General features: G+C 40.1%; 20 protein-coding genes and 2 pseudogenes. 5 read left to right on the forward strand and 17 right to left on the reverse strand.

Going from position 1 to position 25,006, the window contains the following annotated elements; translation table 11 throughout:
• Position 1: 1 nt before the first annotated feature.
• The 4 genes from H7U04_RS02990 to H7U04_RS03005 form a co-directional block, all read right to left on the reverse strand.
• Entirely contained in the window at positions 2 to 958 is a 957-nt protein-coding gene (locus H7U04_RS02990; RefSeq protein ID WP_110981414.1) for a dihydroorotate dehydrogenase, read from the reverse strand.
• 9 nt (positions 959 to 967) lie between these two features.
• A complete protein-coding gene (locus H7U04_RS02995; RefSeq protein ID WP_241672399.1) occupies positions 968 to 1,741 on the reverse strand; it encodes a dihydroorotate dehydrogenase electron transfer subunit in 774 nt (257 codons plus the stop codon).
• A 340-nt stretch (positions 1,742 to 2,081) separates the two neighbouring features.
• Positions 2,082 to 2,630, reverse strand: a complete 549-nt coding sequence (locus H7U04_RS03000; RefSeq protein WP_110981416.1) for a DJ-1 family glyoxalase III — start codon at positions 2,628 to 2,630, stop codon at positions 2,082 to 2,084.
• Positions 2,631 to 2,762: 132 nt separating this feature from the next.
• Positions 2,763 to 3,563 carry a TraX family protein gene (locus H7U04_RS03005; protein WP_110981417.1) on the reverse strand — a complete coding sequence of 267 codons (801 nt, stop codon included), beginning with the start codon at positions 3,561 to 3,563 and terminating at the stop codon, positions 2,763 to 2,765.
• Positions 3,564 to 4,076: 513 nt separating this feature from the next.
• On the opposite strand from H7U04_RS03005, the gene H7U04_RS03010 reads away from it, so the two are divergent.
• From H7U04_RS03010 to H7U04_RS03020, 3 genes are all read left to right on the forward strand, one after another.
• A complete protein-coding gene (locus H7U04_RS03010) occupies positions 4,077 to 5,735 on the forward strand; it encodes an NFACT family protein (protein WP_110981418.1) in 1,659 nt (552 codons plus the stop codon).
• 173 nt (positions 5,736 to 5,908) lie between these two features.
• Positions 5,909 to 7,453, forward strand: a complete 1,545-nt coding sequence (locus H7U04_RS03015) for a hypothetical protein (RefSeq protein ID WP_073689319.1) — start codon at positions 5,909 to 5,911, stop codon at positions 7,451 to 7,453.
• Between the two features lie 50 nt (positions 7,454 to 7,503).
• Positions 7,504 to 8,844 (forward strand): MATE family efflux transporter, encoded by a 1,341-nt coding sequence (locus tag H7U04_RS03020; protein ID WP_073689320.1) that lies wholly within the window; start codon positions 7,504 to 7,506, stop codon positions 8,842 to 8,844.
• Positions 8,845 to 8,890: 46 nt separating this feature from the next.
• Here H7U04_RS03020 and H7U04_RS03025 read toward each other — a convergent pair whose 3' ends face one another.
• Positions 8,891 to 9,859: an iron-siderophore ABC transporter substrate-binding protein gene (locus tag H7U04_RS03025; RefSeq protein ID WP_156685070.1), complete on the reverse strand. Its 969-nt coding sequence runs from the start codon at positions 9,857 to 9,859 to the stop codon at positions 8,891 to 8,893.
• 707 nt (positions 9,860 to 10,566) lie between these two features.
• Here H7U04_RS03025 and H7U04_RS03030 point away from each other — a divergent pair.
• Both H7U04_RS03030 and H7U04_RS03035 read left to right on the forward strand, forming a co-directional pair.
• A complete protein-coding gene (locus tag H7U04_RS03030) occupies positions 10,567 to 13,281 on the forward strand; it encodes a DEAD/DEAH box helicase family protein (protein WP_156685071.1) in 2,715 nt (904 codons plus the stop codon).
• A 72-nt stretch (positions 13,282 to 13,353) separates the two neighbouring features.
• Entirely contained in the window at positions 13,354 to 13,989 is a 636-nt protein-coding gene (locus H7U04_RS03035) for an HAD hydrolase-like protein (RefSeq protein ID WP_073689347.1), read from the forward strand.
• A 60-nt stretch (positions 13,990 to 14,049) separates the two neighbouring features.
• On the opposite strand, the gene H7U04_RS03040 is transcribed toward H7U04_RS03035, so the two are convergent.
• The 12 genes and pseudogenes from H7U04_RS03040 to H7U04_RS03105 form a co-directional block, all read right to left on the reverse strand.
• Positions 14,050 to 14,814 (reverse strand): nucleoside phosphorylase, encoded by a 765-nt coding sequence (locus H7U04_RS03040; RefSeq protein ID WP_155197865.1) that lies wholly within the window; start codon positions 14,812 to 14,814, stop codon positions 14,050 to 14,052.
• A gap of 201 nt (positions 14,815 to 15,015) precedes the next feature.
• A complete protein-coding gene (locus tag H7U04_RS03045; RefSeq protein ID WP_037599905.1) occupies positions 15,016 to 15,639 on the reverse strand; it encodes a TetR/AcrR family transcriptional regulator in 624 nt (207 codons plus the stop codon).
• Between the two features lie 23 nt (positions 15,640 to 15,662).
• Positions 15,663 to 16,745, reverse strand: a complete 1,083-nt coding sequence (locus H7U04_RS03050) for an ABC transporter permease (protein WP_080612008.1) — start codon at positions 16,743 to 16,745, stop codon at positions 15,663 to 15,665.
• A 1-nt stretch (position 16,746) separates the two neighbouring features.
• Positions 16,747 to 17,463, reverse strand: a complete 717-nt coding sequence (locus tag H7U04_RS03055) for an ABC transporter ATP-binding protein (RefSeq protein ID WP_151404638.1) — start codon at positions 17,461 to 17,463, stop codon at positions 16,747 to 16,749.
• A 235-nt stretch (positions 17,464 to 17,698) separates the two neighbouring features.
• Complete coding sequence (locus H7U04_RS11370) at positions 17,699 to 18,490, reverse strand: hypothetical protein (RefSeq protein ID WP_225791433.1); 792 nt, start codon at positions 18,488 to 18,490, stop codon at positions 17,699 to 17,701.
• A 90-nt stretch (positions 18,491 to 18,580) separates the two neighbouring features.
• Entirely contained in the window at positions 18,581 to 19,363 is a 783-nt protein-coding gene (locus tag H7U04_RS11375) for a hypothetical protein (protein WP_105257729.1), read from the reverse strand.
• Positions 19,364 to 19,618: 255 nt separating this feature from the next.
• The gene (locus H7U04_RS03080; RefSeq protein WP_073949810.1) at positions 19,619 to 20,479 is read right to left on the reverse strand and encodes an alpha/beta hydrolase; all 861 of its coding nucleotides are present in this window, start codon (positions 20,477 to 20,479) and stop codon (positions 19,619 to 19,621) included.
• Positions 20,480 to 20,575: 96 nt separating this feature from the next.
• Positions 20,576 to 21,163 (reverse strand): annotated as a pseudogene (locus tag H7U04_RS03085) (pyruvate oxidase); the annotation flags it as partial.
• A gap of 408 nt (positions 21,164 to 21,571) precedes the next feature.
• Positions 21,572 to 23,794 carry a heavy metal translocating P-type ATPase gene (locus H7U04_RS03090; protein WP_260315533.1) on the reverse strand — a complete coding sequence of 741 codons (2,223 nt, stop codon included), beginning with the start codon at positions 23,792 to 23,794 and terminating at the stop codon, positions 21,572 to 21,574.
• A 10-nt stretch (positions 23,795 to 23,804) separates the two neighbouring features.
• A complete protein-coding gene (locus H7U04_RS03095) occupies positions 23,805 to 24,176 on the reverse strand; it encodes a cupredoxin domain-containing protein (RefSeq protein WP_002901455.1) in 372 nt (123 codons plus the stop codon).
• Between the two features lie 18 nt (positions 24,177 to 24,194).
• Complete coding sequence (locus H7U04_RS03100; RefSeq protein WP_004182480.1) at positions 24,195 to 24,590, reverse strand: CopY/TcrY family copper transport repressor; 396 nt, start codon at positions 24,588 to 24,590, stop codon at positions 24,195 to 24,197.
• Between the two features lie 136 nt (positions 24,591 to 24,726).
• Positions 24,727 to 25,002: pseudogene (locus tag H7U04_RS03105) on the reverse strand (IS30 family transposase); the annotation flags it as partial.
• Positions 25,003 to 25,006 lie beyond the last annotated feature (4 nt).

The raw sequence follows: 25,006 nt of genomic DNA on the forward strand, positions 1-25,006 counted from the left end.
TCTATTTCCCCAACAATTCTGTTCGAACTTCTTTGCGTAAGTCTTCGAGTGTTGTGATGCCATACTTGTCCATGACTTCAGGAAGGCGGTCAATGATTTTAGGGCAGGCATAAGGATCTGCGAAGTTGGCTGTTCCGACACCGATGGCTGAGGCACCAGCGATGAACATTTCGATAGCCGCTTCGGCACTGTCGACGCCACCCATACCGATGATTGGGAGGTCTGATGCTAGAGCAACTTGACGGATGAGTTTAAGGGCTACTGGGAAGACAGCTGGCCCTGACATGCCACCTTGACCGTTGGCAATAATTGGTTTGCGAGTAGCCAAGTCATAGCGTGTACCGACCAAGGTGTTAATCATGGTAAAACCAGTCGCACCGGCATCTTCGACTGCTTTAGCGACACTCGTGATGTCAGCCACGCTCGGTGTCAGTTTGACATAGACGGGCACATCAGAGTGAGAGACACTAGCTTTTACTGCCGCGTAGGCAAGCTCTGGGACTTGTCCGATGAGAAGACCGTTATTGCCATGGTCCACGTTTGGACAGGAGATGTTAAGCTCGATTGCCTTGACGTTATTGGCTTTGGAAATCTTGTGAGAGACTTCCGCATATTCTTCGTTTGAAAATCCAGCCACATTGGCAATGATTGGTAGATCAGGATAATGCTCCTGCAACCAAGGGAGTTTTTCTGACAAGATAGCATCAACACCAGGGTTTTGCAGTCCAATAGCATTAAGCATGCCTGATGGTGTCTCAGCCACACGGGGTGTTGGATTACCGAAGCGAGGGTTGGCAGTCGTTGCCTTAATCATGATTGACCCTAGTTTATCCAAATCATAATACTTGGCGTACTCTTGCCCAAAACCAAAGCAACCTGAGGCTGGGATAATAGGATTTTTCAAGTCGAGCCCTGGAAGGCTAATAGCTAAACGATTTTCTGATTTAGTCTCTGACATGGTAACCTCCTAGACGATGACTTTTCCGGTAGGGAAGACTGGCCCTTCCTCGCAAACACGAAGATTTTTGGCATCTGATTCTCCTTTAACGTGAACCACACAGGCATAGCAAGCACCCATACCACAAGCCATGCGAGCTTCCATAGAAACATAGGCATGAGGATGATTTTCAAACTTGCTATCGACATATTTAAGCATGCCTGGAGCTCCGCAACTGTAAACGGCATCTGGAGTCCAGTCGAAACCATCAATAACTGTCGAAACGTAACCCTTGATACCGTATGAACCGTCATCAGTGGTCACATAAACATCACCACAAGCTCTGAGCTTGTCCTCCAAGATGACGGCATTCTTATTGGCAAAACCAATTACCGATACAACTTCCACCCCTTTAGCCTTCAACTGCTTAGCCGTCTCAACCAAAGGTGGGACACCGATACCACCACCAACAAGGAGGGCTTTCTGCCCAGCATCGACAACGGAAATATCAAATCCATTTCCCTGAGGACCCATGGTATCAATGGTTTGACCAGCTACCATCTTAGAAAGAATAGCTGTGCCCTCACGCTCCACACGGTAAACAATGGTTGCCTCTTTCTTGTCGTAGTCAATCTCTGAGATGGAAATCGGACGACGAAGGAGCTTACTTGGGTCCGGCACCTTGAGGTGGACGAACTGCCCAACCTGCATATCTGCAACCATCTCTCCCTTAAGCACCATCTCGAAAATACGAGGTGCAATCTCACGCTGACTCACAATAGTTAAATCTTCAACTAAAATCATGACAACCCTTTCTAAACTGCAAACTGTCATCAAAAAAACCTCGCCACATGGCAAGGTCGCACAAAAAATTACAGGAGAACCCTGTTTTTTTCACCTGTCCGACCTTTCAAGCCTCTCTGGACTCATTTAAAGGTTATTTTGTGATTATTATAACCGTTTTCAAGACGGATGTCAAAGGAGAAAAGAAAAAACCTAAGCTTATAAAATTAAGCTAAGGTCTCTCCAGCCTATAACTAGGCCCTCTGTTTGATACGTTCTCTATCATCTCATAGGGGAAAATAAATTGTCAACATTCCTAACAAGAGGTGCTAGAGTTCTTGAACAAGAGCCCTAAAAAACATTATTTAAACAATCTGTCGTAAACCATAGTATGTGCCAACTGCTGACCATCGCCACCCAACAAATCGACCAAGGCATAAGCAAAGGCTAATGCTGTTCCAGCACCACGGCTAGTGACAATATTGCCATCAACAACTACCAAGTCAGTTTGATTCTCACCAGATGCAATTTGTTCCTCTAAGCCAGGGAAACATGTGAATTTACGCCCTTCAAGAAGACCAGCACGTTCGAGAACAATTGGTGCAGCACAAATAGCAGCAATATATTTTCCTACTTTAGCAGCCTCTTGAAGAGAGGCAATCAAAGTTTCGTTGTCGCGTAGATTAGTTGATCCAGGCATACCTCCAGGAAGGACCACCAAGTCATAATCCGCAAAATTGCCATCAAAAACGCCATCCATAGCAACTTGAATCCCATGTGAGCCAGTTACTGACGCACTTTCAAGTCCAAGCATGCTACAGTCAAATCCTGCTCGGCGGAAGACATCCACTGGGCTCAAGGCTTCGATTTCTTCAAATCCGTCCGCAAATACTACTGCTACTTTTGTCATGATATATCTCCAATTGACTTATTACTTGATTCTATTACGCCTTAAATTATAGCAGTTTTAGAAGCAGGAAACAAACTATAAAAATGGACTTTGGGCGTAAAAAAAGACAGCACAAGGACTGTCTTTGTCATTTTATCTAAACAAACTTGCTAGAATCCACAAGAGATAAATATGGGCTGGGTAGAAAATATAGAAGAAATTCTTGTTACCACTACCACGCTCACCATTATAGAAATACATAGGAATCGCAGCAAAAACCATCATCCACTGGACACCTGTCGGATCAAAGAGATGGGCAATCACTGAAATAACAGCTAAGACAATGATTTGAGCGATGCGATTGGTTCGGAAGATATAGAATAGCAAACCAAGAATAACCATCACAAAGCCACCCTCAACCATGATAATACTTGGAACTAGTGACAAGATAAAGGCAACAATCTGCACAAGGAGTGGGTTTGCATGTGGCGTTTCAAATATGCCTGCAAGAATCACAACTGGAATAGATGAAAGAATCGGCAAGAGAAAGACACCGATCCCTTGAATTAACTCCTTGTTCGATTTATCGCGAAGCCCCTTAGCCAACAAATCCCAAGAACATATAAAAATCCCTGTAATAAAGAAGGTTGAAAAAGCATTATTCATCAAACCAATATCACCATTATGAAAAATACTTCCAATAATGGCATTACCAATGGTCATGAACCAACTCATGTAAAGCAGACGTCTAAGGTAGGCCATTCGGTCATGAGTATAATGGAAACTATCTGCAGCTAGAAAGAGGAAGATTGGAAAAACCAAACGTCCCAACATCGTCAACCATATAGGTGCCCCCATACTCCCGAACAACTGATAGATTTGGTCCAAAAACATAAGTGCAACAGCTAGGTATTTCAAATTAGTCGCATTGCATATCTTTTTTATATCGTTCATTTAATGCTCCTTTAATTTTCAGCATATTAAATGATACCATAAGTTAGATGTAAATTCAAAGGTATTCATGATAATAAAAGCCATAACTTTTAACTGTTTTTGCGGAACAATTTTTGTAATAAAGAATGGTCCATAATAATAACAAACTCAATTCCGACTACCCATCCAAAGCATTTATACTCTCTTTGTGCTATAATAGTTAGGCAATATTTACGTTTATAACGTATGCAAATTATTTATAAAAAACAAACAAAGCTAATAAACTCTGCAAGTTTTTGTAATATCTTTTTTGCGAGCAGAGCGAGCAATTAACCGAGACTTTCCGCCGTGTTAAAAGCGCCTGAAACTAAAAGGTTTCAGGCGCTCGGAATTTTTGAGACGCTAGGCTCAAAAATTAGTCATGGAACTTTGTAAAAGTTCGCTGACGTCCGCCAACACCTAAGGAAAGTCTCACAGACAATTTTATTTTAAAAATAAAACAAGTATTATCAATAATAAGAAAGGAAGTACACCATGTCTTTTGACGGCTTTTTTCTTCATCATATGACAGCTGAGCTACGTGAGCAGGTGCTTTACGGGCGTATCCAGAAAGTTAATCAGCCTTTTGAACGTGAGTTGGTCCTGACCATTCGTAACAATCGTCAGAATTACAAGCTTCTGCTTTCGGCTCACCCTGTCTTTGGGCGTATTCAGACGACCAAGGCTGACTTGCCAAATCCACAGAATCCAAATACCTATACCATGATTATGAGGAAATACCTTCAGGGAGCGGTTATCGAGGATATCCAGCAGGTAGAAAATGATCGTGTTCTGGAGATTTCCGTATCAAACAAAAACGAAATCGGTGACAGCGTCAAGGTTACTCTAGTCATGGAAATTATGGGGAAACACTCCAATATTATCCTGATTGACAAAAACGAGAGCAAAATTATCGAGTCAATTAAGCACGTTGGTTTCTCACAAAATAGTTACCGTACTATTCTGCCAGGATCAACCTACATCGCACCGCCTAAGACAGACGCCAAGAATCCATTTGACATTGCAGACGAAAAGCTCTTTGAAATCCTACAAACCGAGGATTTGTCAGCTAGAAACCTTCAAAAACTTTTCCAAGGTTTGGGGCGTGACACGGCCAATGAATTATCAGCTTTACTTGAGACTGATAAGCTCAAGAATTTCCGTGCCTTCTTCAATCGTGAAGTAGAGCCAAACTTAACGACAAAAGCATTTTCAGCTGTAAGATTCTCTGATAGTCAGGACCAACCTGAGTTTGAAACCTTGTCTGCCCTTTTGGACTACTACTATTTGGACAAGGCGGCGCGTGACCGTGTGGCTCAACAGGCTAGTGATTTAATCCATCGTGTGCAAAATGAGCTGGAAAAAAACAAGAAGAAACTTGTTAAACAGGAAAAAGAGCTTGCGGCGACTGAAAATGCTGAGGAGTTCCGTCAAAAAGGGGAACTGTTGACCACCTACCTCAGCATGGTGCCAAATGACAAGGATAGTGTCGAGCTAGACAACTACTACACTGGTGAAAAGATTACCATTCCTCTAAATGTGGCTCTGACTCCTAACCAAAATGCGCAACGTTACTTCAAGAAATACCAGAAGCTCAAGGAGGCTGTTAAGCACTTGACTGGTTTGATTGAGGAAACCAAACAGACCATTGATTATTTAGAAAGTGTTGAATTCAGTCTTTCTCAAGCCAATATGGATGAAATCGAGGATATTCGTGAGGAGCTTGTTCAGGCTGGGTTTATGAAGCGTCGTTCAACTGACAAACGCCACAAACGTAAGAAACCTGAACAGTATCTAGCTTCTGATGGCAAGACCATTATCATGGTTGGTCGTAACAACCTGCAAAATGAGGAGTTGACCTTCAAGATGGCTAAAAAAGGTGAGCTCTGGTTCCACGCCAAGGATATCCCAGGTAGTCACGTAGTTATCAAGGACAACCTTAACCCAACTGACGAGGTCAAGACCGATGCGGCTGAATTGGCAGCCTACTATTCTAAGGCTCGTCTATCAAACTTGGTTCAAGTGGATATGATTGATGTTAAGAAACTCAACAAACCAACGGCTGGTAAGCCTGGATTTGTAACTTATACGGGACAAAAGACCTTACGTGTCACACCGACTGAAGAAAAAATCGATAGCATGCGGATGAAGTAAACTACTTTATAAAATCAAACTCTCTTGTTGCTGATACAAGAGAGTTTTTTCGATGTCGTCATTAGAGCAATTTCTTTTAGTGATGAATGAGATTTTCCTCAAGTTTTCATTACATTTTTCCGATGACTGTGCTAAACTATAAGGGTAATTACCTATATTAAAGGAGACTTTCAATGAAGGCTCTTATGTCATATACGAGTTCTGTTTTAGAATGGTTAGGGCGCTACGTGGGGCTCTTAGTCTTCGGCATATTATTTATGACTGCTTTACTCATTCGCACGACCATGATGACGGGATACTTTGAGTGGGCAGAGATTAGTAGCGTCCCTTGGTATGTTTATGTTTCAGGTGGTGTCATTCTGCTTTTGACACTTCTCTGGCGCAAAATCTTAAAGGAACTTACAACAAAGCAGATTTTCATCTTTTTTTCCGTTTGCTTTATGATTTTTGGCCTACTTTTGATTTTTCTGACGAGTTTTGCTGGTCGAGACGATGCAGGTACTGTCTTTAAAGGGGCGGTCCAGTTTAATGCTGGCAACTTCTCCTTAATTAAACCAGGAGCCTACTTTTACCGCTATCCTCATCAGTTGGGATTGCTTAGTTTTGAACGCCTGGTTCTCTATCTGATTCCTTTGCCGGTCATCTCGGTTTTCTATGTATTGAATCTTGGCATGGTCATTGGTATGAACTATGCGACATGGAAAATCACGGATGAACTGTTTACGAAACCGTTAGTCAGTCGTTTGGCTGTCATCATGAGCTTCGGTTTCTTACCTCTAGTTTTTAACATTATGTTTGCCTATGGACTTATGTATGGTTTGTTCTTTTCTAGTTTTGCCATTCTCTTCTTTCTACGTTACTTAAAACGTGGTAAGGCTAGGAATGCGATTCTTTCGGTGGTCATGCTATCATTGGCTTACTGGGTAAGGAGCAATAATATTATTCTCATTATTGCATTATCTGGTATTTTGATACTAACGACTCTCAGAGAGAAACGTTACCGCTATTTACTTTTGGTTTTGGCTTTCTTTGCCTTTCCGATGGGCTTGCATAAGGCGACAACCAGTTACTATGAGATTACCACTCATCAAAAAATTTCTGGAACACCTCAGATTGCTTGGTTGGCAATGGGCTTACAGGACAAACCCGATTCTAAACGAATGCCAGGATGGTATACCGGCTATGTCCGTGACATTTATGCTAAGAAAAAGGGCAATATCGAAAAGATTGAAAAAAGCGCCAATCATCTTTTTGATAGACGTGTTCAATATCTTCTAGCACATCCCGATGAGGCCAGTTGGTTTTTTAGCACTAAGTTTATCAGTTCCTGGACAGAGGGAAGCTTCCAGTCCATCTGGAACGGTCCAAGTAAAGACAAGTTTCAGCCTTTGTGGAATAGGTTTGCGACCTCTATCTATCACGATGGGACCCTGCATCTCTTTTTTGTGACCTATATGCAAGGCTATCTCCTAGTCTTATATCTTGGTGGTGCGTTCTACTATGCTTTCACTTATAAACGAATGGGAGATGGAGCAACACTGGGCCTCTATGCCTTCCTCTATCTTTTCGGTGGCATCCTCTTTCACCTCATATCAGAGACTAAGAGCCAGTACACCCTACCTTATATTTACTTACAAATTCCAATGATCGCGGCGGGTTACAATCATATGACACAAATACTTAGACGCTACCTAAAAAATATCCAAAAGTCATCCTAGGATGGCTTTTTAACATTGTTTCACAATTACAATCTTGCTATAATAAGTCTATGAAAAATGCGTCAGTTGATCTTTTACGAGGCCCAATTCTGAGGTCTCTTTTAATCTTTGCTCTACCAATTCTGATATCCAATATTTTCCAGCAACTCTACAATACTGCCGATGTCATGATTGTGGGTCGTTTTCTAGGTCCAGATGCCTTGGCTGCTGTAGGAGCTTCTTCTGCTATTTTTGATTTGGTTATCGGCTTTGCTCTTGGCGTTGGAAATGGTATGGGCGTTGTTATCGCACGTTACTATGGTGCCAAAGACTTTAGGAAACTTCGTCAGTCTGTGGCGGCCACTGCTGTCATCGGTCTAGGCTTGAGTGCCTTGGTTATGATTCTAGGACATTTCGGCCTCTATCCTTTGCTAAGATTTTTAGGAACGCCTACTTCTATCATCGGACAATCTTACCAGTATATTTCTATGATTGTGTCTTGTGTTGGAATAACTTTGGGTTATAATCTGTGTGCAGGACTCCTCAGAGCGGTTGGGGATAGTCTTACCGCCCTCTATTTTCTGATTTTTTCAGCTCTAGTCAATATTGTTTTAGACCTTTTCTTTATTACACAACTTCATCTTGGTGTTCAATCAGCAGGCTTAGCGACAATTATCTCACAGGGACTTTCAGCTATCCTCTGTCTTTACTATATTAAGATAAAAGTGACCTTCCTTCTACCAAGCAAGTCAGACTTTGTTCTTGATTCAAGTCTTTATTTGGACCTTTTTGGACAAGGAATGGCCATGGGACTTATGAATTCCATTGTTTCTATTGGTACAGTGACTTTGCAGTATGCCATTAACGGTTTTGGCCCTCTTATCATCAGTGCTCAGGTTGCAGCAAGGCGTATCATGTCTTTCGCTGTTCTCCCTTTGACCTCACTTGCTACTGGGGTGACCACCTTCACCTCACAAAACTTCGGGGCCAAACAGTTTAAACGCATAGTGGCTGGTTTAAAACAATCTTGTCTTGTTTCTATCACTTGGTCTGTCATTGCTTGTGTCCTTCTCTATATAGCAAGTCCCTTTTTGGCTGGTTTTATCTCTGGTTCTGATAATGCTGTGATTATTGACAACGCCAGTCGCTACCTCCGTATCAGTTCTCTTTTTTATCCTATTCTAGGTATGCTCTTTATTTTCAGAAATAGTCTCCAAGGCCTAGGTAAGAAACTCACACCCTTAACCTCTAGTTTCATTGAGCTTTTTGGAAAAATTCTCTTTGTTCTTTTGGTTATTCCTTCTATGGGCTACCTTGGTGTTATCCTATGCGAACCCTTGATTTGGATTCCCATGACCATTCAGCTCTATTTTGCCTTGAGGAAACATATTCGACGCTTGTTTATCAGTTAGACTACTTTTGAACATAGAAAAAACGACCATCACGGTCGTTTTTAGTTTAATTTAATCCCCATTCATCAGAGATCTGTTTCATTATGGCCTCTTGGGAGACAATCCCAAAGCCTAGCATGTAGGTTGAGTAATCAGCATAAATTACCTTGTTATTTTGAACTGCCTTTAAGCTACTCCAGACAGGGTTATTTTTAAGTTTGTTATCTAGGAGTTCTTGAGAATCTGCTTGAACAATCAGGAGGTCCGGATTAATGTCTTTTAGTTTATCTGGATCGATAACTTGGAACATATCATTTGGATTGAAGGTTTCAGCACGATTGAAATGATAAGTATCATACAGATAACCAAAATGCCCGTAAGCGTAATAACGGATGTCATTGTCTGTCACGCGCAGATACATGAGTTTTTGATTGCCAAACTTAGCTTTGACATTCTCTGCGAAAACAGCCTCCCTAGCATCCACTCTATCCAGGTCCTTCTTCATCTCATCACGTTTGTCGAAGATTTCTGCTACCTTTAATGAGGTTTCGTGATAGTCCCAATTTTCATCTGTATTAATTTGGTAACCAACAGTCGGTGCAATCTCAGACAGCTCGTCGTAGAGGTCTTCCTGCTCGCTAGTCATAAGGATTAAATCAGGTTTTAACTCAGCAATCTTATCCAAATCTGGACTTCCCTGCCAACCAACTGAAACCACCTTGGCATCCTTGTATTGTTTCTTAAAGAGGGTTGAAAATTCATGACTATCAGCTTGGCCAGTTGTTGCACCTACAGGAGTGATATGGAGAGGATCCAAGATTTCACCATAGAGGTTGTCGAGGATAACGATACGTTTAGGAACTTTTTTCAACTCTGTCGTACCAAAATCATGAACAATCGTCTTCTTCTTAAAAGTTTGACTTGTATTATTTGACTCTGCATTATGTCCAGACGTCATGTCTGGCAAGTAATATAGTAAAAGACCAGATATGATGGCCAGAATAGCTAATAAATAAAGAAGATTTATTTTTTTCATGGCAACTCCTCGATAAGATCGGATTAAATCGTTACTTTAAAGTTATCTTAAAATTTCTTTAATGTCAATCTATGACTAAGATTTTTTGGAAGGAATTGAATGTTTTTGATTTCTAAGAGGTATTATAGAAATAAACTATAACCTTTGAGTAAAAAAACAGCAATTTCTTTTTCAGAGGACATCTTGTACGCCGTTGAAATGTCAGATTATATCATCCTCTTTGATTTTTAAATATTTAAGTAAGAGATCTCTTTTTTGAAGCCTTCTTCTTTATAGGTTACGCCTGATTTTATCAATTGTTTTGGGGTTCTGTGAATAGCAAATGATGCTCTGCAGACTGAAATGGATTTTACTAGATTAGCGATACGAATTTAAACATCCCTAACTAGTATTTTTTCGGTGAGATAGGTATTAAAATACACTGAAAACTCATTTAAAAATAACTTAAAAAGCCTTAAATAATATTGACAACCTTTTCACTCGGCCTAGGCATGGCAGTCAAACCAAAACGTAACTAACTCTTCGTTTACGTTAAAAACTTAATTATTGCACCCCGTGATTTACACTCCAAAAGCTCAATTTTGGGGTGTTTTTGGCTGTATATTTGAGACGTATATTATAAAAATATTACTATTCATGCTTTTCCATATGGCCAGTTCTATCTATCTTCACTATGATATAATAGTTAGTAACATTGGAGGGAAATTATGTTAAATCAGCTTTCATTTAAGGGACAATGGCGACAGTACCAACGGCGTGTTCTCGATAAAGCCGAAAGTTTTATGGATGATGGAAAGATTCACTTGGTGGCTGCTCCTGGTTCTGGTAAAACAACCTTAGGAATTGAATTTATACAGCGTTTTGGTAATCCAACTTTAATTTTAGTTCCGACAGTTACCATCCGTCAACAATGGGTAGATCGGATTAAACAAGCTTTTTTAAGTGATGACAATCTTGTAGAACAACTCATTTCACAGGATTTAAAAAGGCCTAAAATGATTACGGTTGCGACCTATCAGGCACTGCACAGTGCTATGAACCAAGTCGTGGGCGATAGTCTTATTGAGGACACAGATGATGAGTCACAACAAGAGCATTTCGATTTTCAAGGTTTCGATATTCGAAAAACTTTTGGGGACCAAGATTTAGGGACTCTTTGTCTGGATGAATGCCATCATTTAAGAAATGAATGGTGGAAGAGTTTAGAGAGTTTTCATAAAGCTTTTCCAAATATAAAGATGATCTCTTTGACAGCAACACCCCCATACGAGGGAGAACCTGCACTTTGGGAACGTTATATAAGCATGTGTGGTGAGATTGATGAAGAAATTACAGTGCCTGAACTGGTTAAGGAAGGGACGCTCTGTCCTCATCAGGACTATGTCTACTTCGCCTTTCCAACAAAGGAAGAACGTGCACAATTAGACCGGTTTGATAAGCAGAAACTTAACTTTCTAACTAAATTATCTAAAGATATAAACTTTTCGAACACTATTCAGTCTAGTCCAGCACTAAGTGGCCAAATTGGCTATGATGACCTATTGGCTAATCCTAAATACCTTTCCGCTACCCTGATTTTCTTACGGTCTAAAGAATTGCCTTTTCCTCAACGTTTTCAAGAACTTCTCTCTGCAAAAACCTTGCCAACTTTTACGCTTGAGTGGTTTGAAACCTTGCTTAATGGCGTGATTTTCCAGGTCCCAAATTGGTATGGATTTACCGAGGAAGCCTTTAATCAGCTAAAGAGTGATTTGAAAGCAAATGGTCTTATCGAGAGAAATCAAGTTAAACTTATCCGGAATAAGAAGCAAGATGTCCTGCTTAATCAATCATTGGGAAAACTCAATGCTGTTAGAGATATTTTTAAGGCAGAATACCAGTCTCTAGGAGATAATCTCCGTCAACTTGTTTTGACAGACTTTATACGTAAGGATTTTCAAATTCATCTAGGCGATAACAGTGCACAATTTACACAACTAGGTGTGCTCTCTTACTTTGAATCTATTCGTAGAGAAATAATTGAACAGTCCTGGACCGTGCCTGTGGCTGTATTGACAGGAAGTTTAGTGGTTATTCCAACTTCAGCTAAAGAACATCTAGAGCGACTCATTCCTAATTCTCGTTTATCCTATGATGTTATTGGACAGTTGAGTCAAGAAGACTATCTTAAGGTGAGTGTTTCTGGTTCTCACCATGATTTAGTGACTGCCCTTACCCAACTTTTCCAAGAAGGACATATTCAGGTGATTATTGGGACCAAGTCTTTATTGGGCGAAGGTTGGGATGCCCCTTGTGTTAACTCCCTTATTTTAGCTAGTTTTGTTGGAAGCTTCATGCTAAGTAATCAGATGCGAGGCCGTGCCATCCGTGTCTGGCCAGACAATCCTAATAAAACGAGTAATATCTGGCATTTGGTTTCTATTAATTTATCACCTAGGAGATGGTTTGATTTTCAAGATGAGGAAGAAAAATACGATGAGACATTAGAGCTGCAGTTGTATGCACTTAGTCCTGACTTAGATTTGTTAGATCGGCGTATGACACAGTTTCTGGGCCTCCATTATCAAGAGCCTACTATCGAATCTGGTATTGATCGCCTTGACCTCAATCAAATAACTTTTAGCCGAAAGGGTTTAGAAAAACTTAATCAAAATGCCATTACACTATCTCAAAAACGTCAGGAGCTTAAAGACCGTTGGCAACAAGCCCTCCCGCTATACGAAGAAATGGAAGTGGTCAACCAAGTTGAGGTCGACAAACAATTTCTACCGTTGGTATACCTTAATGATTGGATGAAGGCCTTTCTTATTTCCCAAGCCCTTGCTGCCACTTTTTTTATTATTGATTTGGGAAGATATCTGATTGTTGGGAAGCCGTTTGATCAAAGCCTACCTATATTCTTACTTGTGCTACTTGTACTGGCTATCTTTTGGGGAAGATATTTTATCTATAAGAGCCCCTATAAACGTTTGGAAATTTTTGGCAAAGCTATCCATCAAGCTCTGCTGGATTCAGGTCAGATTGAGACTAAAGAATCTGCTCCTAGAGTGGTAAAAGACAGTAAACAAGCGATTTATAACGCCATCTATCTCAAGGGTGCTAGCATGAGGGAAAAAGAAATCTTTGCTCAGACTATGACTGAATTTTTCGCTCCTATCGAAAATCAACGCTATATCTTAAAGGCTTGTCACAAAGTGAAGGACCAAACTGAATTTTTTGCCGTTCCAAGTATGTTTGAAAAGCGAAAGGCAGATGCAGAGTCTTTCCTTCGACATATACAAAAAAGTCTAGGAAAATATGATCTTATTTATACGCGAAGTATTCAAGGACGTCCTATTCTCCTAGAAGCCCGCATCAAGGCACTTGGAAATAAGCAAGAACGAACAGTTACACATAAAAAAGTCATGTCAACTTTAGAATGATAAATAGCCCTAACCACTTTAACCGTTTTTATCATGATATAATAAACCAAAGAGAATATATTGGAGAATTCTATGACACTCACACATATTTTTTTCGACCTAGATGGTACCCTCGTTGATAGTTCTGAGGGTATTCACAATGGTTTTGTTCAAACTTTTGAAAGACTAGGCCTTCCTGTTCCTAGTGATCAGAAAATTCGTACCTTTATGGGACCACCTCTCGAGGTAACCTTTAAAGAAGAGGTTAGTGAAGAAGGTGCTGCCAAAGCTGTCAAGATTTATCGTGACTATTATGAGACCAAAGGACAATTGGAAGCTCACCTCTATGATGGTATTAAGGAAGTTCTTGAACAACTTAGTAAAGACCCTAACAAGAAAATCTTTATCACAACTTCAAAAAATGAACCCATTGCCCTAGAAATGTGCCAACACCTTGGTATTACTGAATATTTTGAAGGTATTTATGGATCTACCCCTGCTGCTTTTCATAAGGCTGATGTCTTGCAGCGTGCCATTACTGAAAATCAAGCCCCTAAAGACCAGTCCGTCATTGTTGGTGATACCAAGTTTGATTTGATTGGTGGAAAAACAGTTGGCATCAAAACAATAGCGGTGACCTGGGGATTCGGGGCTAACGAAACCCTATTAGCAGAAAATCCAGATTTTGTAACTGAGACTCCCCAAGAACTTTGGGATATTTTGAAATAATAATTGATACATGAAAAGAGCATGACTAGACAATCATGCTTTTTTTCTATTGAATCTAGATTACATCTGAACAATGATATCCAGACAAAGCTCCAAAGCCTTATCAAAAGCCTCTGATCCCCAAGCTCTTTGATCGTAATTGTCAATATCTGCAAGGGAATCTGCCGTAAAGAGTAGCAATCCCCAAATAGCTCCTCGAAGTTGAGCAACTGCTGCAAGTGCAGAACATTCCATCTCTACAACACTACAGCCCTCTTCAATGCGATAGGAAACCTTATCTGGTGTTTCTCTATAAAAACCATCTGTCGACCATGTCATGACCTCTTCATAGGGGATTTTCTTTTGTTTTAAAGTTTTCTCAATAGCTTCCAGAGCTTGTTTATTCATGTCTATATAGCGGGATGGAGCTACATAGTGGTAACTCGCTCCTTCATCCCTCAACGCTCTAGTAGGAATCAAAAAAACATTCTCCTTCATGTTTACCAAAACGCCACAAGTTCCAGTTGAAATGATTTGTTTTACGCCATAACCAATCAACCAATCAAGAAATTGTGCAGCTGCAGCTGAACCAACTGGAGCTTGAGCCAAGCAAATCTCCTCCCCATTGTAAGACATAACGAATATAGGATAACTTTTGGTCGCAGAGACAAACTCTCCAACTTTTTCAGCGCCAACAGCATTCGCATAGCGTTCGATTTCTTCTTCTAAAAAGGCGTAGACGCACCTAGCCGGCAAGTTCAAGTCTAAATCCTCATGGGTCGGCATAATCACAGCCTGAGGATTGTCATCAAACTCTAAAATTGGGATTTCATGTTTATGTATCATCTGTTGCCTCCTAAATTTTAAGAATTATTATATCAAAAATTCAAACTGATTATATGATTTCATAGGAACTACTTCCCAAGAATCACAAAGAAAAACCAATTAAACAATGTACATAACTGAAAAGAAAGGACATAAATCTGCTTTAGTCAGAAACATGTCCTTTTTGTGTTTTATTTTAAGAAATATCATTTCAGTCGGCGTTTATTTCCACAAACCACCTAAAATCTGTTTTTCCAACAAATTTAAGTCTTCTTCTCTTATGTCACTATTGTCGCTAACGATATAGAGTTGGGCAAAGTAGGCCAATAAGGGACCTATACAAATACGAACCATTTGAGGAACCGTGATTTCAGGATTCACTCGTGAATCTGCTATCAATTCCTTATGGAGTACTAATAATTTATCCTGAAGAGTATTCCAAATATAAAGTTGTTCTTTTCTCAGTTTCTTATTTGAAAAAATTTCCTGAAGAATAATTTTCATCAAAGCGCGATTCGTTTTGAGATAGGCCATACGATTTTGGACCAGATAATGCACCTTTTCTTCAGTCGTTTCTAAGGCTAAAAGTTCTTCAAAAAAACGACCGAAAAGTCCTGGAACAACAGGGTGCAAAATAGCCGTTAATAAATCTTCTTTGGTCTTGAAATACTTGAAGAGCGTTGCTTGGCTAAGTCCCGCATGTTTAGCAATTTGTAAGGTGGAGGTTCCATTGTAACTCTTAGTAGAAATCAAATCGACCGCCGCCTGCATGATTTTTTTCTTTCCCTTGGGATAGTCTGCACCCTTTAGATAAGCTTCAAACGACTCAAAAACACTCTCACTCATTTTCATCCTCGTATATTTATATTTTATACTTTACGGTAACGACGCAAGCCGACAATATTGAGAACTGTCAAAGCGACAAGGAAGACTAGTAGAACACCAATATTTGGTAAAATATCTCCAAGTCCACGTCCGTAAAGAATAATCTGACTCATCGCATCACCTGAGTAGGTCAAAGGCAAGAATTTCCCTAGAGTTTTTGCCCAGTCTCCCATTGAATCAAGTGGAATGATTCCTGAGAAAAAGAGTTGCGGCATAATCACAAGAGGAATAAATTGCATCATCTGAAATTCTGATTTTGCCAAGGTAGACAAGAGAATTCCGAAGGCTAGTGCCACCAGAGCCAGTACCACATTAACTATTATAACATTTAACAGGCTTCCGACAACTTCAATGTTCAACAACCAGATGGCTGCTAGAACGACTACTCCTGTCTGCAGTATGGCAATAAGGCCGTAAGACAACATATAGCCGTAAACAATTTCCGAACGTTTGACTGGGGTTGCCAACAAACGATCTAGGGTTCCGCTAGTACGTTCTTTCAAGAGTGCCATCCCTGAAATCAAAAAGACAAAGAAGAAAACGACGAACCCAAGCAAAACAGGAATCATTTTAGCAAAGAAGCCGGTGTCCTCGTTACCATATTCATAAGATTCCTTAATTTCAGGAGATTTTACCTTTAGTTGTAATTGTGGAAGGGATTGCTTCACACGTGCTAATAATTGATTGGTGCCTTCACTGGCAATACTGGTGCGTAATATTTGTCGGGTCACCGAAGTTTTAGAGGCATCTGTATTGGCATAGGCTACATGATATTCCCCATCCTTATAAGAGATAACTGCATCTACTTTTTCATCGTTTAAAGCCTCTTTAGCTTGATCCAAGTCTTTGTAGGTTTTGACACTGACATGTTCTAAGTCGTCCATCTTACTTACCAAACTACTTGGCACATCTTGTGTCGCTAACTTGACATTTACAGTTGTACTTGCTGAAAACATGAGGTTCATCAACCACATGATAAAGACTGGTGCTACAAACATTAGGGCCAGTGTCCGTTTGTCACGAAGCAATTCTTTGACGACTTTTTTTGCAATGGCAATGGTTCTCATTTCATTCTCCTTCTGCTTTCAAAAAGACTTCCTCAATACTTGAAACACCATAAGATTCTTTTAGCTTGGATGGTGTATCAAAGGCAATGATTTTTCCACCTAATAGTAGTCCGACCTTATCTGTCAGCTCTGCTTCATCCATGACATGGGTTGTTACCAGAATTCCTACACCATTGTCTCTAAGCGTGATTAATTCCTTCCAGATTTTCTTCCTAAGAGAGGGGTCGATTCCAACTGTCGGTTCGTCCAAAATCAAAAGTTGCGGATTTCCTAAAAGTGCAATCGCCAGCGACAAACGTCGTTTCATCCCTCCGGAATAACCAGACACAGCCTTATTTAAGTGATCTGTTAGATCTACCACCTGAGACACATGGGCAATTTCTGTTGTTAAGTCTTTTTTGGAAAGTCCTTTTAGCTGACCGAAAAATTCCAGATTTTCTTGTCCTGACAAAGCATCATATAAAGCATCTGACTGGGCCATATAGCCTATATCTCCCAGAATATGGCGATTAGGCATGGTGTGGTCTAAGACTAAAGCGATACCACTATCTGCCTTTTCCATTCCTAACATAGTTTTAATCATGGTTGATTTACCAGCACCAGAAGGACCGATTAGACCAATGATTTCCCCAGACTGTAATTCAAAACCAACGTGGTTTAACACCAGTTGTTGACCAAAAGATTTTTGTAAATCTTGTAAATGTAGCAATGTTTTCATATGCATCCTCCTTAGTGAGTGTTTACTCACTTGTCAAGGATATATTGAATTTTTTTAAAATAAAAACACTGGATGATAGCATCCAATGTTTATGACAAAAACTTCTGATGTTAAGAATCTATTCACGATACTCTGAAATAATCTCTCCTATCCACTTTTTAAAGGCTCGTGAGAAGGAAGATTCTTGATAATCACAAATAAATAGAATTTATAACTTTTCTTCATCTCCTCACCTTTAATCATCATCTTCTAGTACTAGATTCTCATCCCCATAAAAAACGACTTTCCCATCTTTTACTTTAAAAGAATAACTGATTGAATCTTGATTTTCATCCTTGGTATTGGAATAAAAGAAATTATATTTACCATTCGGAAGATCACTAGCATCTAACTTTTTAGCCGCATCTTTCATATCTTGTTCTTTGACTGATGCATTATCATCAATAAAAATAGTCATATAAACCAACTCTTGATCAATCAAGGTTTGGTATGGAATTTGATAGTAGCCTGCAAAGTCCTTCTTACCTTCCTTAAGATTTTCGGAGGCAATAGTATCCAATATTTTTCCCTTTTCATCATGACTGGAATAAGATAGAAAACTAAAAAACCTAATAGGAAGACCGAGTTTTTGTTTCTTCAATTGTTTTTCAATTTTCTTCTCAACTTTTTGGACAGATTTCTGCTTCAAAAACGATTCCTTATAGTGTAAAAATTGAATACTGTCATAAGAATCAGATGACCTATTTTCAGGAATAGCCCTATTATTCTCTTCCAATTTAATTGTTTGCCCATCGTAGGTGTTCTCAGAATAGGTATAAGATACGTAGTAAGTTGGACTTTCTAGTGGAGTCCAATGTAAATCAGTGATGTTAACTTTGCCATGAAGACCCACTTTGTTACAATCTTCGATGATGATTCGCTTAATTTTTATGTAATCACTAGGCATCATCACCTTGCAACCGCTCAAAACCAAAACTGATAGCAGCAAGGGAATCAAGAATAGAATGCGATAGATTTTCTTTTTCATAGCACTACCTCCAATAGTGTATAACTAGGGATAGAAATATAATTAAGACTTATCATTCCTCAACCTAGTTATTTTTTCGACCTTCCATCTTTAATCATCATCTTCTAATACTAGATTCTCGTCTTCATAAAAAACGACTTTCCCGTCTTTAACTTTAAAATTGTAATCGACTGAATTATTTGGTCCATCTTCAAAATTAGATTGATAAAAACTATATTCACCATTTGGAAGGTCCCTGGCATCCAACTTTTTAGCAGCTTCTTTCATATCTTGTGATTTGACTGTTGTCTTTTCATCGATATAAATGACCATCTCAATCAACTCTTTATCAATCAAGGTTTGGTATGGAATTTGATAGTAACCTGCAAAGTCCTTCTTACCTTCTTTGAGATTGTCTGAGGCTAAGGTATCCAGATTTTTCTCCTTTTCATCATGACTGAAGTTAGATAGAAAACTAAATGAACTAATAGGAAGACCGAGTTTTTGTTTCTTCAATTGTTTTTCAATTTTCTTTTCAACCTTTTGGACAGATTTCTGCTTCAAAAACGATTCCTTATATTCTGGAACATTGCCATAAGAGTCACTTGACCTGTCTTCATAAATAGCCGTATTCTGCTCTAAAACTACTTTCTGGTCATCGTAAGTTTTCTCAGAATAGGTATAAGTCACGTGGTAAGTTGGTATTTCTAAGGCTGTCCAATACAATTTAGTAATAGTAACCTTACCATGCAGACCTACTTTATTACAGTTCTCGACAATAACCCCTCTGACCTTGTTATAATCACTAGACTTCATCTTTCTGAACCCCATCAAAAACAAGGCTGTAAATATTATGAGAAACAAAAGTAAACAATGATTGATTTTCTTTTTCATAGCACTACCCCCTATAAACTAGAGTAAACAAAAGAAAAACAAGCGACTGTTAAAATCCATTTTCTGAATATATGTATAACATTACTCAATTAATGTAAACGATTACATTATCTTATCTTTATTTTAACATTCTTTACATGAAATGTCAGATAAAATTGGATTCGTTCTTTTACTTCTCTTCTTTGCCAACCCAATCATTGTATTAAAAAAATCTAGTAGACAGCTTCTACTAGAATCTTTTGTATTCTTATCAACTCATTTCCCCCACAAGAAAGCAATCAAAGGCTTATCAACCAAAGCTGTTTCATGGAGTTTACTGTGTTGGCCGTTAGGACCTGTGATTTCCTTTTCTTGGTAGGATTTGACATGACCTTTAAGCAGATAGGCTAGGGATTGACTGGATAGATTGGTCACGCGCTCATCACTCTCTTTACCTGTATTGCCATAGATGTTGAGGACTTCAACTTGTCCTTGAGGATAGTTGTCTCCAAGAGACAAGAGCTCTTCATATGACTCGGTCATGCTAGTTGGCTTTCCTTCGCCATCTAGAGAGTTATTTTCCGGTTCATTCATGCCGATGATCCCGTTAAAGTGTCCGGCGATATCCACCTGCTTGACTAGTTTAGGCAGACTGGTATCACTGCCGTGTTGGAGCATATAGTAGACGATGGCCATATTGCCGTATGAGTGACCAACCATATTCATCTCAGTAATTCCGTAGTTATCTTGGAGAGCTTTGACGACAGCGTAGGCATAGTCGCCCTGGTCCTGAGTGCTAGCACCTCGATTATTGTCAAAATTGACTAGGACAATAGGATTGATGGCACCTTTGGGAATAGAGCCGTCCAGAGTAACTTGCCCATCCTTATCCACCTTGGCATCAATGATAGTTTTAGTCACACCAGCGTCTTTTGCTGCATTGGCCATATGTCTTTCCGCACGACTGCTTGAGCCCCAACCATGGAAAAAAATGGTCGGACGACTTGATTGAATAAATGTTTTTCTTGCTTCTGCTTTTACGGCCTGCGTTTGGTTTTGGGAAATAAAATACCAACCACCTACACAAACAAGACCAAGCGTTGCTAAAAGACTGAAAATAAGAGTTTTTTTCTTCATAATTACCTTTCCGATTTGCTTTATAAAAGAGCAAGATGTTCCTAAACTCTTTTACTAGCAATACTAATTTTGAGCTAGTTCATCTTACATATTTTCTTTGATGAAACGATTCATCTCTTTAAATGGAATCACATCCAACTTATCGTAAAGTTCTGCAAATGGGAAGTTTGAACCAAGGAAGAGAACTGTGTCTGCTTCAAAGACCACTTCGTTGGCTGGTTTCCAACCAACACGGTATGCAGAACCTGTCAACCCTTCGTAGTTCCATTCGAAAACTTCAAAGTTTTTACCAGTTGTGATGATTGGCGCTTTAATCATGCGTGACAATTCAGTGATGATATCACCAGCACCAACTCCACCGAAACCAGCATAGATCACTGGGCGTTCCGCATTGTTCAAGATTTCAACAGCTTTGTTGATTTCCACTTTGTTCAAAGCAGGAGCGACGAAGCGACGTTCGTAAGAACCTGATCCGTAGTATGAGTTTTCGTCGATTTCTTGGAAACCGAAAATTACTGGAATTTCAACGACAGCTGGATCTTTTTTAGAAACAGCAGCACGGCAAGCTTCGTTAATCACTTTTGGCAATTGTTCTGTGTAATCGACACGTTTGTTGTAAACAGCGATACCGTTGTACATTGGGTTTTGGTTGAGCTCTTGGAAATCATCAATGTTAAGCTCGTCTTGAAAATAAATTTATTCTGACTATTCTCATGAAAACGATTAAAGTACTAATTTATCACAAAGAGAGTCACATGTATAAGAATCTGCTCAGAGATGCTCAATTCCTATTACATAACAGATGCTGAATTTGAGAAATTTTCACAAACTATAGTAGAATAGGATATTTTGTTATAATTTACATGCACCTCTAAGACTTGTAGCTGTAGGAAATCGAACAAAAAGAGGCTGGGACAAAAGTCCTAGCCTCTTAATTGTTTTTGGATTGTTGAGCAAGACGCAGTGGTTGAGTAGGCTCTACTACGCTAATTTCATTAGCTTTTACAGCCCTACTCAACTGTTCGGAGGTGAGACGACGAAATCGAATTCTAACGAATTACCGATTTCTGTCTCACTTTCTTTTTATTTCATTTAATCAATTTTCGCAACATTGAGAAGCAGAGAGCTAGTCAAAACAGACAAAGAACTAAGGGCCATGGCAAGACCTGCTAGTTCTGGATTGAGGGTCAATCCCAGTCCTACAAAGACTCCAGCAGCAATTGGAAGCCCAAGGATATTGTAGATAGAGGCCCAGAAGAGATTGAGTAAGATCCTGCGGAAGGTCTTTTGACTCATGTCAAAGGCGCGCACAACGCCAAGCAAATCATTTTGCGTGAGCACGATGCCACCGGACTCGATCGCAATATCCGTTCCAGATCCCATAGCGATCCCCACATCCGCGATCGAGAGAGCTGGAGCATCATTGATCCCATCTCCAACAAACGCGACCTTGCTAGCTTCTTGCAGTTTTTGAATGGCGTTAGCTTTTTCTTGAGGAAGGACATCAGCAATGACGGTGTCAATTCCCACTTGCTTAGCAATAGCTTGGGCCACCCGTTCATTATCCCCCGTTAACATGACCGTTTTCAAGCCCCGTTCTTTGAGCTTTTTGATCGCTTCTTTTGAGCTGGCCTTCGGAGCATCTTGAATGGCAATCAAGCCAATCACTTGCCCATCCACAGACAAACTGATCACTGTTTTGGCCTGCTCTTGCAACTCTACCATCCGTTTTTCAAGCTCCGGATCCATCGCTGTCCCGTCATGAAGTTTACCATTTCCCAAGGTCACCAACTGCTGGTCGATCTGACCTTGGACCCCTTTTCCTTCAATCGCTTGGAAGTTTTCCACAGGGGATAACACCAAACCTTTTTCTTCTGCTTGGGATAACACCGCTTGGGCTAGTGGATGTTCTGAAAAAGTTTCAAGACTAGCAGCCAGTGTCAAGACACGCGCTTCATCTCCTACAACATCGGTTACAAGTGGTTGACCAATAGTAATAGTCCCTGTCTTATCAAACACAACGGTTTGAATCTTTTGCACTTCTTGAAGAACTGTTCCATTTTTAATCAGAACCCCCATCTTGGCACTACGGCCGGTTCCGACCATCAGGGCTGTTGGGGTTGCTAAACCAAGGGCACAAGGACAGGCAATAATGAGGACAGAGACTGCATAGAGCATGGCCTCTTGAAGCGACGCGCCCAGAAGCACGGACCAAACCCAGAAAGTCGCAATGGCCAAAATCGTCACCACTGGAACAAAGATACCTGAAATCTTATCCGTCAAATCTTGAATGGGAGCACGACTGGATTGGGCCATTTTGACAAAGTCCACAATTTGAGATAAGAGGGTCTCACTACCGACTTTTTCAGCCTTAAAGAGAATGGTCCCATTGCTGTTGATAGTGGAGCCGATAACTGCATCACCAACTGATTTTTCTACAGGCAAGCTTTCACCTGTCACCATCGACTCATCAATGGTCGTACTCCCTTCTACAATCGTCCCATCAACCGCAATCTTTTCCCCAGGACGGACCCGAATCAAGTCATTAATTTGGATATCTTCTGCCGCCACCTCGACATAGTTCCCATCACGGAGAACTTGAGCCGTTTTTGCCTGCAAATCCAACAACTTTTCCACAGCCTCGGAGGCATTGTTACGCATCCGTTCTTCAAAGATTTGCCCTAAGAGGATAAAGAAGATGATAAAACCCGCAGCCTCAAAGTATACTGGCTGATTAGTAAAAAGTGCAAATACACTATAGACATAGGCTACCAGGGTTCCAAGAGCTACCAAGGTATCCATATTGGAATGGTGCTTCTTAAATGAGGCCCAGGCACTCTTGATAAAAGGTACTCCTGCTACCAACATGATCGGCGTTGTCGCTAGAAAAGTCCCCCAGCGACTGACTGGATGGGAGACAAATCCTGCCCACATCCCAATCATCAAGATCAATAAAGGAAGGGTAAAGATACTAGTAATCCAAAAGCGACCCAGTAAACTTAAGACACGACGGCGTTTTTCCACAACCGTGTAGGAACCCTTTTGCATCTTCATTCCACATGAAAACTCAAAGTCCCCTGTTTCTGTCGGGGTAAAGGATATCACCTTATCCACACCGACTTCCAAAGGCTCTAAAATCCCCTGATCTTCAAACAAAATTTCCTTGTAACAGCCAGAAGGATTGACCCGATGGAAGGTGATTTCAGCAGGGATCCCTTTTTGAAGTTGAAATTCCTTTGGACTATAGCCTTTTTCTGCTGTAATACGGATCTTTTGCACTCCGTTTTCCACAACTGCTTTTTGTTTTTCTACCATACCTACTCCTTTATTCCACAATCATGTGACCATGCATCATGTTCATTCCACATGAATACCCATATTCGCCCGCTTTTTCTGGCGTAATTTCAATGACATGTTTTTCACCTAAAGGCAAATCTTCATGAACGCCAAAATCTGGAAAGATCACTTGAGCCAGACATGAAGATGGATCCTTGCGATTAAAGATGATCCGGGCTGGAACATTCTTTTTCAGGACAATGGTTTCAGGCGAATAGCCCCCCATAACTTCGACTTCAATTTCTTGATAACCTGATTTCTGACGAGCATGGCCGCTTACCTTTTCATGCTCTGCAAAGAACCACCAAGCAATAAAAGCAACCACAAGTAAACAAACAATACTAATTAACAATCCAAACATGGAATTTCCTTCTTTCTATTACATACAATTGCAAGGGACTGTTTCGACAGCCTCTGCTTTCTTTTCTTCCAGTACCTGCTGCAGCTGATTAAGATCTGCAAGCGTAAAGTCACTCGCCTGAATCAAGTTTTCAAGCACCTGGACAATCCTTTTGGAGCAAACCTTGTCTTTCACCTCCTCAACCACCAAGTCTAAACTCTGATCCTGCGTCAACAGAGCGGAGTAAACAAAGGCTTTGCCTGATTTTTCTCTAGTCAAGCACCCCTTTTCCACCAAGCGGGTCAAGAGAGTCTTGATGGTTGACTTCGACCAGTCAAAACGCTCGGACAAGACGGCGATCAAATCCGTGCTGGTCTGCTTGCCTTCCATCCAGATAATCTTCATGATGCGCCATTCCGCATTGGAAATTTGCATGACCTCTCCTTTCTAAATCTACATTTGTAAACCTTACGATGTTATTCTACTCCTAAGATTTACATTTGTCAACCAAAAGTTTTAAAAAAAACAAATCTTCCTTTGAAGATTTGTCTGATTGGGCTTTTTCACTCCTTTAACTCAGAAAAACTTGGTATGGTGTTTGATAATTCAAAGACTTCCTAGGAATTCTATTTCTTTTATCAGCTGTAGCTGATAAATAATTTTGAGAAATATTCGTAAAATCCATTTGTTTAGGTAGTCTATTTCGTCTTAATAAGCCATTAGAATGTTCATTGAGACCTCGTCGCCCAGGACATCCTGGATCCGCAAAGAAAATATCAATGTCATGTGCATTCGAAATAGATTTCCAATTAGAAAATTCTTTTCCGCAATCAAAAGTGATCGACTTAATT

The sequence above is a fragment of the Streptococcus sp. 22.1 genome (genome assembly GCF_016648645.1).
In the GTDB taxonomy this organism is placed as follows: Bacteria; Bacillota; Bacilli; order Lactobacillales; family Streptococcaceae; genus Streptococcus.

Bases quoted from the DNA above. Each gene is read 5' to 3' on its own strand.
- H7U04_RS03000 (WP_110981416.1), bottom strand. From the start codon at position 2,630: ATGACAAAAGTAGCAGTAGTATTTGCGGACGGATTTGAAGAAATCGAA.
- H7U04_RS03040 (WP_155197865.1), bottom strand. From the start codon at position 14,814: ATGATACATAAACATGAAATCCCAATTTTAGAGTTTGATGACAATCCT.
- H7U04_RS03050 (WP_080612008.1), bottom strand. From the start codon at position 16,745: ATGAGAACCATTGCCATTGCAAAAAAAGTCGTCAAAGAATTGCTTCGT.
- H7U04_RS03080 (WP_073949810.1), bottom strand. From the start codon at position 20,479: ATGAAGAAAAAAACTCTTATTTTCAGTCTTTTAGCAACGCTTGGTCTT.
- H7U04_RS03005 (WP_110981417.1), bottom strand. From the start codon at position 3,563: ATGAACGATATAAAAAAGATATGCAATGCGACTAATTTGAAATACCTA.
- H7U04_RS03025 (WP_156685070.1), bottom strand. From the start codon at position 9,859: ATGAAAAAAATAAATCTTCTTTATTTATTAGCTATTCTGGCCATCATA.
- H7U04_RS03020 (WP_073689320.1), top strand. From the start codon at position 7,504: ATGAAAAATGCGTCAGTTGATCTTTTACGAGGCCCAATTCTGAGGTCT.
- H7U04_RS02990 (WP_110981414.1), bottom strand. From the start codon at position 958: ATGTCAGAGACTAAATCAGAAAATCGTTTAGCTATTAGCCTTCCAGGG.
- H7U04_RS03095 (WP_002901455.1), bottom strand. From the start codon at position 24,176: ATGTTTGGATTGTTAATTAGTATTGTTTGTTTACTTGTGGTTGCTTTT.
- H7U04_RS03030 (WP_156685071.1), top strand. From the start codon at position 10,567: ATGTTAAATCAGCTTTCATTTAAGGGACAATGGCGACAGTACCAACGG.
- H7U04_RS03010 (WP_110981418.1), top strand. From the start codon at position 4,077: ATGTCTTTTGACGGCTTTTTTCTTCATCATATGACAGCTGAGCTACGT.
- H7U04_RS03055 (WP_151404638.1), bottom strand. From the start codon at position 17,463: ATGAAAACATTGCTACATTTACAAGATTTACAAAAATCTTTTGGTCAA.
- H7U04_RS03090 (WP_260315533.1), bottom strand. From the start codon at position 23,794: ATGGTAGAAAAACAAAAAGCAGTTGTGGAAAACGGAGTGCAAAAGATC.
- H7U04_RS11370 (WP_225791433.1), bottom strand. From the start codon at position 18,490: ATGAAAAAGAAAATCTATCGCATTCTATTCTTGATTCCCTTGCTGCTA.
- H7U04_RS03015 (WP_073689319.1), top strand. From the start codon at position 5,909: ATGAAGGCTCTTATGTCATATACGAGTTCTGTTTTAGAATGGTTAGGG.
- H7U04_RS11375 (WP_105257729.1), bottom strand. From the start codon at position 19,363: ATGAAAAAGAAAATCAATCATTGTTTACTTTTGTTTCTCATAATATTT.
- H7U04_RS03035 (WP_073689347.1), top strand. From the start codon at position 13,354: ATGACACTCACACATATTTTTTTCGACCTAGATGGTACCCTCGTTGAT.
- H7U04_RS03045 (WP_037599905.1), bottom strand. From the start codon at position 15,639: ATGAGTGAGAGTGTTTTTGAGTCGTTTGAAGCTTATCTAAAGGGTGCA.
- H7U04_RS02995 (WP_241672399.1), bottom strand. From the start codon at position 1,741: ATGATTTTAGTTGAAGATTTAACTATTGTGAGTCAGCGTGAGATTGCA.
- H7U04_RS03100 (WP_004182480.1), bottom strand. From the start codon at position 24,590: ATGCAAATTTCCAATGCGGAATGGCGCATCATGAAGATTATCTGGATG.